Source organism: Roseicyclus sp. (assembly GCF_018402035.1).
Classification (GTDB): Bacteria; Pseudomonadota; Alphaproteobacteria; order Rhodobacterales; family Rhodobacteraceae; genus Roseicyclus.
On sequence record NZ_JAGYJN010000001.1, the window covers coordinates 746,090 to 758,781 of the forward strand.

The following is a 12,692-nucleotide window of genomic DNA, read 5'->3' on the forward strand; positions in this document are numbered from 1 at the left end:
AGTCAACCCCGGCAGGTATGCGCATGCAAGCGCTGCATGCGTATTTTGGAAAGAGGAAGGCGGCGCCTGCGCCCCGCCCAAAGCTTAGATCTGCTTTTCGGGCATATGCACCACCAGACCGTCCAGCGCATCTGTGACCTTAAGCTGGCAGGTCAGGCGCGAGCGCGCGGTATCGGGCTGATAGGCGAATTCCAGCATATCCTCTTCCATCGGATCGATGGCGGGGAGTTTGGCAACCCAAGCCGGATCAACATAGACATGACAGGTCGAACAGGCACAGGCACCGCCGCAATCGGCCTCGATGCCGGGGATATTGTTGTCGCGCGCACCTTCCATCACGGTCAGCCCATTGGGGACATCCACGACATGCTGGGTGCCGTTATGCTCGATATAGGTAATCTTTGCCATCTTATGCCTTTCTTCTGCCTTGGGCCGCGCGCGTGACCTGATCGCGCCCTAGGTAGTATGCCCTTTGACCGCTTTCCAGTCCGAATTGCCGGGCTTGCGGTAAGCTATAAATGTTCTATCTTTGTTCTCATGGAGCCACAGATTTCCCAGCCCGCATGGCCACGCCCGCCCGTGTGCCTGCCCCATCACATGCTGCATTTGCCGCCCGAAGGGGCGCGGGTGGCGGTGGCGGGTCTTGTCTTGGTGCGCCAACGCCCCGGCACGGCCAAGGGCGTGATCTTCATCACCCTCGAGGATGAGTTCGGGGTGTGCAATGTGATCGTCTGGCAGAAAATCTATCAACGCTTCCGCCGCGCGGTGATCGCGGGGCGGCTGTTGCGGGTGACAGGCCGAATGCAGCGCCAATCAGGCGTCACCCATGTGGTGGCCGAGGAGGTCGAGGATATCTCGGCGATGCTTGACGAATTGGTGCGGCTGCATGAACCGGCACGCGCCGCCGATCAGCCCTGAAAAAGCCAATGCTTTCACGAGCGCCGCAAACAGGCTATCTTTGGCGACAAGATAAAACCGCGCAGCGAGCAGTCACACCTATGCGCCTGACCATTCTTTGCCCGGGGCTTTTGGCCCTTGCCGCCTGCATGCCGGCAGGCCAACCGGATGCATTCGCCAACCCCTTGGTCGCGGGTGACGCAGCGGTCGAGGTCTTGCGCGGCGCAGGCCCGCCCAATGCCGACCCGATGGCCTGCTATGGGCGCAAATCGACCCCGGCGGTGATTGAAACCGTGACCGAACAGGTGATGGTGCAGCCGCCCCAAATCGGCACTGACGGCGTTGTGCGCGAACATGCGATTTTCGTGACCGAGACGCATCAGCGCATCGTCACCGAGCGGCGCGAGCTTTGGTTCGAGGTGCCTTGCGCATTGGAAGCGGGCGATCGCGATTTCATCGCCTCGCTGCAACGTGCGCTCAGCGCGCGCGGGCTTTATGCCGGGCCTGTGACGGGCGAGATGAACCGCCGCACAGCGCGCGCGGTCCGCGCGTTTCAAGCGCCGCAGGGCCTTGATAGCGAGATCTTGTCACTGGCCGCAGCCCAACAGCTTGGCTTGGCGCTGTGGAACCCACGGCTGGCGGCGGGTGGCGAAACGGGCTGAACGCGCGGGGGAAGGCCAAAAGAAAACCCCCGGACCAAGGCCCGGGGGTTTGCAGGCACAAGCGTGCTATTATCAGTCGGCCAAGCTCAGCGCGACAAAGCGGGGGTTGCCCGCGCGCCGGATCAGCAGCAGCACGGATTTCTGCCCATTCTCGGTCGCGGCCTGCACGCTGGCTTGAAAACTTGCCACATCGCTGACGGGTTGTTGGGCAACTTCGGTGATCACATCATCCACGGCCAAGCCTTTGGTCGCGGCGTCCGAGGCAGGATCGACCGCTTCGATCACCAGCCCCGCCATGCCCTGCGCAAGCCCAAGCTGGCCGCGTCTCTCATCGGTCAGCGGTGCCAGCGTCATGCCCAAGACTTGGGTAGGTGCTGGCGGCGTGACCTGCGCATCAGGGGTGGCCGCAGCCATACCTTCGGCGGTTTCACGACGGCCAAGGGTGATGGCCAAGATCTCGGCCGCGCCTTCGCGCACCACCTCGACCGGCACGGTCTGACCTTCGGCACGCTCACCGACGATGCGCACCAATTCGCGCGTGTCGTCGATGGCCTCTCCATCGAAGCTAAGGATGACATCGCCCACTTTCATGCCGCCTGCGCGGGCGGGGCCTTCGGGCACATCGGTGATCAAAGCGCCGCGCGCCTCGGCCAAGCCCAGCCCATCGGCCAGTTCGGGGGTGACATCTTGGATGCGCACACCCAGCCAACCGCGCCGTGTTTCGCCAAATTCGCGCAGCTGTGCGACAACATTGGTCACAACGGCCGAGGACATGGCAAAGCCGATCCCGATCGAGCCACCCGTGGGCGACAAGATCGCGGTGTTCACACCGATCACCTCGCCTGCCATATTGAACAGCGGGCCGCCGGAATTGCCGCGGTTGATCGCGGCATCGGTCTGGATGTAATCGTCATAGCTGCCCGACAGCGCGCGACCCGCGGCCGACACGATGCCGACCGAGACCGAAAAGCCCTGCCCCAAGGGGTTGCCCATGGCCATGACCCAGTCACCGACCCGCATCGCGGTGCTATCGCCGAAATCGACGAAGGGCAGCGGCGCATCGGCCGTGACCTTGAGCACGGCGATATCGGTATTGGGATCGGTGCCGACCAATTCCGCCTCAAGGGTAAAGCCCGCGCGAAACTCGATGGTGATCTCATCGGCGCCTTCGATGACATGGTTATTCGTCACGATGTAGCCATCGTCGGAGATCAAGAAGCCCGAGCCCAGCGCTTGGCTGCGGCGCGGTCCACGATCCGGGCTTTGCCGGTCGAGGAATTCATTAAAGAAATCCTCCAATGGTGAGCCCTCGGGCACAACCGGGGCCGGGCCTTGGCGGCTGGCCACGATGGATGAGGTGGTGATGTTGACCACCGCATCACCCACCTGATCGACAAGATCGGCAAATGTCGCGGGCGGCGCGGATTGCGCGCGTGCAGGTACGATGCCGATGAGCATGGTCATCACCAAGATCACGCTCATCAATGCCGCAATCGCCATGCGCGAGCGCGCAAGGGTGCTGTCATGTCGCGCGATGACCGCGCTGTCGCGGCGCGGTGTGCGCATAGGGGCTTGCAAGATCGTCACGTTTTCCTCCTGTCCAAGCCATGAGGCGCGCAAAACCCGCGCGCCCTCATCACATATTTGGGCCAAATTCGCCCGGATCAATCCCATCGGCGCGAATTGCGCGCGCGCCCCTGTCACATCGTCGTGACGCCGCACCGCTAAAGCCCCGCGCTGACCGCCCATGAGATCAGCACGACCCCAACCGTCATCGCCGACAACCCGATCAGGCGGCGCGTCTCGACCGGGATTTGGTTCATCAGCCGCAGCAGATCGTCCAGACGCGAAGGGGCCAGTGCGAACACCAGCCCCTCAAACACCAGCACCATGCCGAGCCCCAGCAAAAGCATCAGGCCCACAGCCCCGGCCCCTTACTGGAAGGGTGCCGGCACAGCCGAGCCGGAATTCCCCAGAAACTCGAAGAATTCGCTGTCGGGCGAGATCACCATGGTCGAATTCTGCCCCATCAGCGCCCGCTCATAGGCGGCCATCGAACGGTAGAATTCAAAGAAATCGGGATCTTGCCCAAAGGCTGCGGCAAAGATGCCGTTGCGCTGTGCATCGGCCTCACCGCGGGCGATATCGGCCTCGCGGCTTGCATCCGAGACAAGCTCGACCACGGTTCGGTCGGCTTGGGCGCGCACACGCTGCGCGGCTTCTTCACCGCGCGCGATTTCATCTGCGGCTTCGCGTTCACGCTCGGCGCGCATCCGTGCATAGGTCGCTTCAAGGTTTTGCACGGGCAGGTTGGTCTGCTTGAGCCGCACATCAAGGATGTCGATCCCCAAGGCCAGCGCGCTTGACCGCGCCCCGTCGCGGATCCGCTCGGCCAACATGGCGCGTCCCGGCGACAAGATCGTGTCCGATGTCACCTGATCAGCACCCAAGGTTTCGCGGATTTGCGCATTCAGGATCGACGACAGCCGATCCTCCGCCGCGCGCAGACCACCAACACCCACCGCTTGGCGGAATTGCACCACATCGGCGATCCGGTACCGCGCGAATGCATCGACCACAAGACGACGGTCATCGGATGGCGTGACTTCGATCGTGTCGGTATCGAGCGCGAGGATACGCGCATCGTAATAGACCACCTCTTGGATGAAGGGGATCTTGAAGTTCAGCCCCGGCTCTTCGACGACCTGACGGATTTGGCCGAATTGCAAGACCAAGGCCCGTTCACGTTCGTCGACCACGAAGATCGCGCTCAGCGCCAAGGAAATAAGCAAGACGACGGCGGGAATGAGATATGTCAAACGGCGCATCAGTTGCTGCTCCCCGTGATGGTGGCGGTTCCGGTGGTACTGCGGCGCAGGTCATTGAGCGGCAGATAGGGCACGACGCCCTGACCGCCCGCACCGCCGGGTGCATCAAGGATCACCAGATCCACATCGCCCAGCACCCGCTCCATGGTCTCAAGGTAAAGACGGCGGCGGGTGACATCGGGTGCGCCACGGTATTCGTCAAGAACGGCGAGGAAGCGGCTGGCTTCACCCTCGGCCTCGTTGACGACGCGCGCGCGGTAGCCTTCAGCTTGTTCAAGGATCTGGGCGGCTTCACCGCGTGCGCCTGCCAAAACCCGGTTGGCATAAGCATCGGCTTGGCGTTCGAGGCGGTCGCGCTCTTGCTCGGCGGCCTGCACTTCGCGGAAGGCATCGATCACCTCGGCGGGCGGGTCGGCCCGGTCAAGGTTCACACGCACGATGGTAATGCCCGCATCATAGCCGTTCAAAGTCGACTGAATACCCTCGCGCACACCATCGGCGATCAGGCCACGATCCCGGTTGAGGATCGGGGCAAGCTCGGTGCGCGCGATGATCTCGCGCATGGTCGATTCCGCCACGGCGCGCACGGTGGCCGCGCCATCACGCAAATTGAACAGGAATTTCGCCGGATCATTGATGTTCCAGACAACCTGAAAATCGATATCGACGATATTGGCGTCCGTCGTCAGCATCAGCCCGCTTGAGCCGCCAACGCGGTTGGAGACGATGTCGCCAACATCTTCGGTCCGTTCCGAGGTGACATTGACCACCTCGGCGGTGACGACCGGCCATGGCGCAAAGTTCAAACCGGGCGATCCGATGGACGAGAATTCACCCAAGAACAATTCAACCGACTGCTCTTCCGGGCGGACGGTGTAAAACGAATTATAAAGCCAAAGCCCCACAACCGCGACGAGCCCCAAGGCCCAGATCGTGCGCGGGCTGACCGGCAAATCGCCGCCACCCGTGCCGCCGCCGCCTGCGCGGCCACCGCGCCCGCCCATCAAAAGGCGAAGCTGTTCTTGCCCCTTGCGCACGATCTCGTCGAGTTCGGGGATCTGCTGATCGCCGCCACGCGGCGGACGCCCATTCGACCCGTTCCCTCCGCGATTGTCACCGCCACCAGAGCCACCACCGCCCCAGGGTCCGCCACTATTGCCAGCCATCGATTTTTGTTCCCCTCACAAATCAGATCGTCGTCAAACATGCATATGGGGGCTTGCGCCCCGACTTACACGCCAAGCTGGGGGTTTTTGCCCCAATATCAAGCCATGCGCACCGGCGTTTTCATCGTGACCAATTCTTCGGACATGGTCGGATGCACCGCAACCGTGCGGTCAAAGTCTTCTTTTGTAGCGCCCATCTTGATCGCAATGCCCGCAAGCTGGATCATTTCGCCCGCCTGTGGCGCGACGATATGACAGCCCAAAACCTTGCGCGTCGCCTGGCTGACCACCAGTTTCATCATCACCCGATCCGCGCGCCCGGCAAAAGCGGTCTGCATCGGGCGAAAGGATGTGGCGTAAATCTCCACCGGCTCTTGCGCGCGCGCGGCCTCCTCGGACAGGCCCACGGTGCCAAACTCGGGCTGGGTGAACACCGCCGAGGGGATCAGCGCGTGATCGACCGGCGTGGGATTGCCCTTGAACACGGTTTCGACAAACCCCATCGCCTCGCGGATCGCGACAGGGGTCAGCGTCACCCGGTTGGTCACATCACCGATGGCATAGATCGAGGGGATGTTGGTTTGCGAATATTCATCAACCACGATCTCGCCCTGTCGGCCCAGCGCCACGCCCAGATCATCAAGCCCCAGATCGCGTGTATTGGGCGTGCGGCCCGTGGCAAACAGAACCGCGTCAAAGGTGCTGTCCGATCCGTTCGACCCCTTGACCCTGATCGCGCCATCCGCTGCGGGGTTCATCTCAACAATATCGGTGCCAAGATGCAGATCGACACCTTTTTCGCCCATCATCTCGGCGATCAGCCCGCGCGCCTCATCGTCAAAGCCGCGCAAGATCTGCGCGCCGCGATAAAACTGCGTCACGGCCACACCCAGACCGTTCAGGATGCCCGCGAATTCACAGGCGATATAGCCGCCCCCAACGATCAAGATCGACCGCGGTAGCTGTTTCATCTGGAAAATATCATCCGACACCATCCCCAAATGTGCATTGGGCATATCGGGGCGGACCGGGCGCCCCCCTGTCGCGATCAAGATGTGCTTGGCGGTAACGTGCCGCCCATCGGCCAGTGCAACGGTATGGGGGTCGGCCAAAGCTGCGCGCAGATCGAAGATCTCAACGCCCGATCCGTTCAAGAGCTTGCGATAGACACCTTCCAGGCGGTCCAACTCGGCATCCAACTGCCCCGAAAACCGCGACCAATCAAATGCGCCCTCGGTCAAATCCCAGCCATAGGCGCGCGCATCAGCGAAACCTTCGCGATAGGCGCTGGCGAAAACCATCAGCTTTTTCGGCACGCAGCCCCGGATCACGCAGGTGCCGCCCATGCGGCTATCCTCGGCCAGACCGACCCGCGCACCGGTCGCGGCGGCCACCCGCGCGGCGCGCACACCGCCCGAGCCACCGCCAATCACGAAAAGATCATAGTCGAAATCGCTCATCTTGCCCTGCCACCCCTTGGGCGCATCGCGCCGCTCAATCTGCGTGAAAATGGCCCGCCTGTCGCCCCGCGACCGGCCCCGCCTATTCCGCCTTATCGACGAAAAGGTTCTCGGTATCGGCGATATCGATACGCTCATGGGCAACGGTGCCATTGTTGATATCACGCACCTCGACCGTGCCGTCGGGTTTGCCGATCACGATCACATCGCAGATATCAAGGAATAGCCCGTTTTCCACCACGCCCGGGATCTGGTTCAGCACAAGGCTAAGTTGCGTGGGGTTGGCGATGCGGCGCAGATGCAGGTCAAGAATATAGTTTCCCTCATCGGTCTTGAACGGCGTGGCACCGTTCAATCGCAAGCTGGCCGAGCGGCCCAAAACATCGACATTGGACAGCATTTCCTCGATCAGCGCCTTGGTCGTTTGCCACCCGAAAGGGATCACCTCCACCGGCAGCGGGAAAGCCCCAAGGCTATCGACCTGCTTGGAAGGATCGGCGATCACAATCATCTGGTCCGAGGCGGTCGCCACGATCTTTTCTTGCAACAGCGCGCCACCGCCACCTTTGATCAGGTTGAGATTGGCGTCATATTCATCGGCCCCGTCGATGGTCAGATCAAGCCAACGCACCTCGTCAAGCGTTTTGACCGTCAGCCCCACCTCGGCGGCAAGCTGTGCGGTGCGCGTCGAGGTTGCGACACCGGTGATCTTCATCCCGTCTTCGCGCACCAATTCGCCCAAGCAGCGCACCATCCATGCCGCCGTAGAGCCGGTGCCAAGGCCTACCCGCATCCCGTCTTCCACGAAATCCACAGCACGGCGCGCAGCCACATATTTGGCCTTATCGATGGGCGAAAGCTCGGCGGTCATGAGGTTAGATCACTCCTGAAAGGCTTGGATTGATGTTATTCATACCCAAGCAGCACCCGTGGCACGAGACCAAACTGACGCTTCACGCATTGCTTGTGCCACTGCCGCAAGATGGTCACGCGGCAAGATGACCAACATCCCCGGCGCATCGAAACGCAGATCAACCACACCGCCCCGCGTCATGTTCGAGGTGCCGATCTTGCGCGCCGGATGAAATGCAAGCCCGTCGATGGGCCAAACCAAGCCCGCGCTTTGCCCCGTGACATCACCGAGCGGAAACAGCGACAGCCGCGTCTGCGCAGGCAGATCAAGCACCAGACGCGGTGGCGCATGCACCACCAGATCATGCGCCCCCAAAACGATGCAACGCACATCGGCACGCATCGCAAGCCCATGATATACGGCCAATTCATGATCGACACGGTCGCCGGAAAAACCAAGCGCGATCACTATCGGCGCTTGGATGTGGCGCAGCGCCTTGTCGAAATCGGTGCTGTCTTGCTCGGCCAAGACATGAATACGCTCGGGCGGGATGGCCGCGCGCATCTCGGCGCTCAGGCTGTCCATATCGCCATAGACCGCCAAGGGCAGATGTCCCGCCGCAACCGCATGCCCTGCCCCGCCATCGGCTGCGACCAGATCGGGGGCAAAGGCCAGCGCCAGATCCAGATCGGCGCGCGCCACGGCCCCCCCGCCCAAGAGCGTCACCGCCCGCTTGGTGTGAAACAGTGGTGCATGGGGTGGCACATTATTGCCCATATTCGGAAGAATCTCCTTTGAAATGCCCAATTACGGTCGCCTTTGTGGGGAATCACTTTGGCACGATGAACGCAATGAGTAAAAAATACCGGCATAGCCCGGTCGAGCAGAGTACGAGCCCCATGAGTGACGCGAACAAGATCTTGACGGTGTCCTACGGCACCTTCTCATGTACCCTCGAAGGCTTTGAAAATCCATTCGAGGCGATGAAGGCAATCGCTGAATATTTCCGCGATCTGGCTGCCGAGGACCGCTATTTCGGTGCCGAGCCGCCGACCCCCGACACCGATATGCTGCAGCGCATCACCGAGGCCGCGATTCAGCGCCGGGTCGAGGCGCGGATCATGGAATCGGGCCTCTTGCTGCGCGCCCAGCCCGAGGCGTCCGAAACAATCGCCGAACCTGCCCCGGCCAAGATGCAACCGGACCAGCCTGCGCAAATCGCCGATGCGGATTTGGCCGATGAGCCCCCGGCATTGGCCGAAACAGCCCCAGAGGCAGCGGTCGCGGTAGCGCATGTCGAAGCTGCACCAGTACATGCCGCGCAAACAGAGCTAGAATTAGCGGCAGAGGCAAAGGCAGAGGCAAAAACCCGAGAGGCAGAAATTGCCCCAGCACCCGAGGTCGTGGACGCGCCCGAACCAGCCTGCATCGCCGACACGCAACCCGCGATCGAACAGGCCGCCCCCCTCCCCATCGAAGAAGCAATCATTCAAGCCGTCACAAACACCCCCGACGCGCCACACACCGCCGCGGATGACGCAGATTTGCAGGCCACGCTGGCCGCTTTGGCTGCTGATGCATTCCCCGAAATCGCCATTTCCGATGTGCCTGCACAAACTGTCGATGTCGCGGATCATCTCGCGGGGGGTGAGGAAACGCTGGCCGCTGTCGTCGCAGCCTTGGCCGAGGACGCGACACATGCGCCCGATCAAGCACCAACCACGCCCAGCCCAGCCGAAGAGACAGGCACGGCTGAAGCAGCGTTCTATGCAAGCGTTGCGCAAGATGGCGCGACACTCGACCATAGGTCGCTTTTTGATGATGTCTCCGCGATGGATGGGGCCGCTGTCGCCGACCGTCTGGCCCGTATTCGCCGCACCACCACCCATGAGGGTGATATAGGTGAAGTGGACGCCGCCGACACCGCGCTATCCGATGCGCAACAAGATACAGTGGCGGTGGACCTTGCGGATCAGCCCATGGCCCCCGCGCAAGATCTTGCCCCCGCCCCAATGCCTGCCAAGGTCGCAGGATTAGACACCTATGATGCTGATTTTGAGGATGATAACGCGCCGACCGATGATGATGCGGCCATTACCGCCGCCATCACAGCCGCCACGGCGCGCGAGATTGCCCCGGCACCTCAGACCGAAATCCTCAGCGACATCGGCGCGCCACAGGCGGCTGACCGCCTGTTTGCCGCCACCGAAAACCATATGAGCCACGCCGATACGACCCGCCGCAGGGCCAATATCTCCCATCTCAAGGCCGCCGTGGCCGCGCGCAGCGCCGAGCGCGAACTCGCCCCCGAGGCTGAGAATGCCGAAGACGACACTGTCGAATACCGCGAGGATTTGGCGCAAGTGATGCACCCGCGCCGTGTCCGCGTCGATGTCACCCGCCGCAGCGAGACACCCCGGCCTTCCCCGCTGATCTTGGTCTCTGAACAGCGCATCGACGATATCGCGCAGCTTGCCGCAGGTGAGCCTGTCCGCCCGCGCCGCGTCATCGCCGGCGAGACGGCCCACGCCGCCCCGCCTTTGGCTGAGCCTCCACGCAGCACCACCCAAACGCCCGGTGCGATCGGCAATAGCCTTGCGCAATTGGCCCAGCGCGCCAGCGTGATCATGCAGCTACGCCGCAGCGAGGATATCGCCATTGCCGATGCGCCTGCACCCGCCGATGCCGCCGCGCAAAGCGACCTTGCACCCGCGCAAGCGGTGTTTGGCCCCGAACATGCGGAACATTTCGCGCAAATTCTCGACAAAAGCGACGCGGTCGAAATTGACGAGGTGATCGAGCTGGCAGCGCGCTATGCCCAAGGTGTCTTTGGCACCGGCACCTTTGAGCGGACCCAGCTTTTCCGCATGATCGCCGATGCGACCGACCAATCCATCAGCCGCGAGGATATGCTGCACTGCTTTGGCGAAATGATGAACGATGCCCGCATCGAGCGTGTCGCGCGCGGCGCGTTTCGCCTGTCGCAAGCGCAGTAAGCGCGATTCACGAAAATGGCCCCGCGGCTTTGCAGCGCGGGGCCATTCTTTTACAAAAACCGTTCTATCACTCGTCGCGCGGCGCGTCGGGATCGGCCTGACCAACACCCTTGAAGACCGCCTTGAACGGCAAGACCCACAAGATGCCCAGCACGATGTAAATCGCGAATTCCAGCCAGATACCGGGCCGCTCAAACAGGCTCATCACCCACCACGCCACGGCGATATAGGCGGGCATGCCCACCAACAGGATCAAAAGCGACAACCGTCGCCGTGTCTTATATGTCAACGCCATGGGCCCTCGTCCGGTCAATCTGCAAAGGGATCGGTCACAAGGATCGTGTCGTCCCGTTCAGGTGAGGTAGACAGTAGCGCCACCGGGCATTCGATCAACTCTTCGATACGGCGCACATATTTCACCGCCTCACCCGGCAGATCGGCCCAGCTGCGCGCCCCTTCGGTCGAGGCGGCCCAACCGGGCATCTCTTCGTAGATGGGCGTGCAGCGCGCCTGTTGATCGGCGGCCGTGGGCAGGTAATCAAGCCGCTCCCCATCCAGATCATAGGCCACACAGATCTTTAGCGTCTCGAACCCGTCGAGCACATCAAGCTTGGTCAGCGCGATCCCCTTGACCCCCGAGGTGGCGCAGGTCTGGCGCACAAGGCAGGCATCAAACCAGCCGCAGCGCCGTTTGCGCCCCGTCACGGTGCCAAACTCGCGCCCACGCTCGCCCAAGCGCTGGCCATCAGCGTCTTTGAGTTCGGTCGGAAACGGCCCTTCGCCGACCCGGGTGGTATAGGCCTTCACGATGCCCAAGACGTAATTGATCGCCGTCGGTCCCAAGCCAACACCCGTCGCCGCCTGACCCGCGATCACATTGGACGAAGTGACAAAGGGATAGGTGCCAAAATCAATGTCAAGAAGCGCGCCTTGCGCCCCTTCAAACAAGATGCGCTTGCCCGCCTTGCGCTTGTCGTTCAGCACCTTCCAAACCGGGGCAGCATAGCGCAAGATCTCGGGCGCGATGGCGCGCAAACGGTCCAAGAGCGCGTCGCGGTCAACCTCGGCGATGCCAAGGCCCCGGCGCAGCGGGTTGTGATGCTGCAGCGCGCGATCAACCCGCGCCACCAGCGTCGCGTCATCGGCCAAATCGGCCACCCGCACCGACCTGCGGCCGACCTTATCCTCATAGGCGGGGCCGATGCCGCGCCCCGTCGTGCCGATCTTGGTGCCAGCGCTGGCGGCCTCTTCGCGGGCACGATCAAGCTCGCCATGGATCGGCAAGATCAGCGGCGTATTCTCCGCGATCATCAGCGTCTCGGGCGTGATCTCGACGCCCTGCTGGCGGATCGAGGCAATCTCATCGATCAGATGCCAAGGGTCGAGCACGACACCATTGCCGATGACGCTGAGCTTGCCGCCCCGCACCACGCCCGAGGGCAGCGCGTTGAGCTTGTAGACCTTGCCATCGATGACCAGCGTATGGCCCGCATTATGGCCACCTTGGAAGCGCGCGATGACATCGGCGCGTTCCGACAACCAATCAACGATCTTGCCTTTGCCTTCATCGCCCCACTGGGCCCCAACAACGACGACATTAGCCATGGCAGATCCTCCGATTGCGACCCGGGCGGGCTATAACGGTCCGAGGGGCGGGTTGGAAGCGGAAGATCATGCGAATCGCGCGAATTCCGCGCAGCGGCGCGACACGCCGCCGCAACACCGCCATGGGGCTATGCGCGCGCGTTAAAAGGCATACATCGGTGTACCGCATCACCAAGATATGCTTTGGAAATAAAAAAGTTTCAAATACAGGGGCGACTCGCGTTA

The 12,692-nt window shown here is 62.2% G+C and carries 13 protein-coding genes; 3 read left to right on the forward strand and 10 right to left on the reverse strand.

Features of this window, described 5'->3' with window-relative positions; genetic code table 11:
- Window positions 1-84 precede the first annotated feature (84 nt).
- Window positions 85-408, reverse strand: coding sequence for a 2Fe-2S iron-sulfur cluster-binding protein (locus KG698_RS03585; protein ID WP_213684161.1), 324 nt, complete (start codon window positions 406-408; stop codon window positions 85-87).
- Between the two features lie 129 nt (window positions 409-537).
- Here KG698_RS03585 and KG698_RS03590 point away from each other — a divergent pair, with 129 nt between their 5' ends.
- A complete protein-coding gene (locus KG698_RS03590) occupies window positions 538-918 on the forward strand; it encodes an OB-fold nucleic acid binding domain-containing protein (protein WP_213684162.1) in 381 nt (126 codons plus the stop codon).
- 80 nt (window positions 919-998) lie between these two features.
- Window positions 999-1,559, forward strand: a complete 561-nt coding sequence (locus KG698_RS03595; protein ID WP_213684163.1) for a peptidoglycan-binding domain-containing protein — start codon at window positions 999-1,001, stop codon at window positions 1,557-1,559.
- Window positions 1,560-1,631: 72 nt separating this feature from the next.
- Here the strand turns inward: KG698_RS03595 and KG698_RS03600 are convergent, their stop codons facing one another.
- From KG698_RS03600 to KG698_RS03630, 7 genes are all read right to left on the reverse strand, one after another.
- Window positions 1,632-3,023, reverse strand: a complete 1,392-nt coding sequence (locus KG698_RS03600) for a Do family serine endopeptidase (protein WP_300982878.1) — start codon at window positions 3,021-3,023, stop codon at window positions 1,632-1,634.
- A 260-nt stretch (window positions 3,024-3,283) separates the two neighbouring features.
- A complete protein-coding gene (locus tag KG698_RS03605) occupies window positions 3,284-3,472 on the reverse strand; it encodes a DUF2065 domain-containing protein (RefSeq protein WP_213684305.1) in 189 nt (62 codons plus the stop codon).
- Between the two features lie 21 nt (window positions 3,473-3,493).
- Window positions 3,494-4,387: a protease modulator HflC gene (hflC, locus tag KG698_RS03610; protein WP_213684164.1), complete on the reverse strand. Its 894-nt coding sequence runs from the start codon at window positions 4,385-4,387 to the stop codon at window positions 3,494-3,496.
- Window positions 4,387-5,553, reverse strand: coding sequence for an FtsH protease activity modulator HflK (gene hflK, locus KG698_RS03615; RefSeq protein WP_213684165.1), 1,167 nt, complete (start codon window positions 5,551-5,553; stop codon window positions 4,387-4,389). Before hflK ends, hflC begins: the two co-directional genes overlap by 1 nt.
- A gap of 98 nt (window positions 5,554-5,651) precedes the next feature.
- Window positions 5,652-7,013 carry a glutathione-disulfide reductase gene (gor, locus tag KG698_RS03620; RefSeq protein WP_213684166.1) on the reverse strand — a complete coding sequence of 454 codons (1,362 nt, stop codon included), beginning with the start codon at window positions 7,011-7,013 and terminating at the stop codon, window positions 5,652-5,654.
- An 82-nt stretch (window positions 7,014-7,095) separates the two neighbouring features.
- Window positions 7,096-7,884, reverse strand: coding sequence for a ribose-5-phosphate isomerase RpiA (rpiA, locus tag KG698_RS03625; protein WP_213684167.1), 789 nt, complete (start codon window positions 7,882-7,884; stop codon window positions 7,096-7,098).
- A gap of 39 nt (window positions 7,885-7,923) precedes the next feature.
- Entirely contained in the window at window positions 7,924-8,673 is a 750-nt protein-coding gene (locus KG698_RS03630) for a thiamine diphosphokinase (protein ID WP_300982846.1), read from the reverse strand.
- 92 nt (window positions 8,674-8,765) lie between these two features.
- On the opposite strand from KG698_RS03630, the gene KG698_RS03635 reads away from it, so the two are divergent.
- Window positions 8,766-10,862: a hypothetical protein gene (locus KG698_RS03635; protein ID WP_213684168.1), complete on the forward strand. Its 2,097-nt coding sequence runs from the start codon at window positions 8,766-8,768 to the stop codon at window positions 10,860-10,862.
- Window positions 10,863-10,929: 67 nt separating this feature from the next.
- On the opposite strand, the gene KG698_RS03640 is transcribed toward KG698_RS03635, so the two are convergent.
- Complete coding sequence (locus KG698_RS03640; protein ID WP_213684169.1) at window positions 10,930-11,157, reverse strand: DUF2842 domain-containing protein; 228 nt, start codon at window positions 11,155-11,157, stop codon at window positions 10,930-10,932.
- A 14-nt stretch (window positions 11,158-11,171) separates the two neighbouring features.
- Window positions 11,172-12,467: an adenylosuccinate synthase gene (locus tag KG698_RS03645; protein WP_213684170.1), complete on the reverse strand. Its 1,296-nt coding sequence runs from the start codon at window positions 12,465-12,467 to the stop codon at window positions 11,172-11,174.
- Window positions 12,468-12,692: the final 225 nt, after the last annotated feature.